This window comes from Psychrobacter sp. 78a-MNA-CIBAN-0178, assembly GCF_040309625.1.
In the GTDB taxonomy this organism is placed as follows: domain Bacteria; phylum Pseudomonadota; class Gammaproteobacteria; order Pseudomonadales; family Moraxellaceae; genus Psychrobacter; species Psychrobacter okhotskensis.
Map to the genome: position 1 here is coordinate 1 of NZ_JBEOOZ010000136.1, position 267 is coordinate 267.

Consider the following 267-nt stretch of genomic DNA (forward strand, 5'->3'; position numbering starts at 1 on the left):
TCTTTAAACATATGCAAAAAGCCAGCATTGGTACCAATTAGAATACGAATATCATCATTACCGTAATCAAGCGCAACAGGCTTTGAATGCAGAGGATCACCAAAAATATCATCTCTTTGATCCGTGGTATCGTTATCGTTATCTTCATCATCAACATCAATACCCATAGCCCATTTAATATCTGAACTAGATAAGCTAATTGGGTTATTAGTTATTAAATCAAGAATGTCACTAACAATCGATGTAGTAAATCGTACTATATCGCCT

The 267-nt window shown here is 34.5% G+C and carries 1 protein-coding gene; it reads right to left on the reverse strand.

Translation table 11 applies throughout. The annotated features are described in order from the left end of the window. On the reverse strand, positions 1-267 hold a 267-nt coding region (locus tag AAEY80_RS14580), incomplete at both ends, for a hypothetical protein (protein ID WP_350588597.1).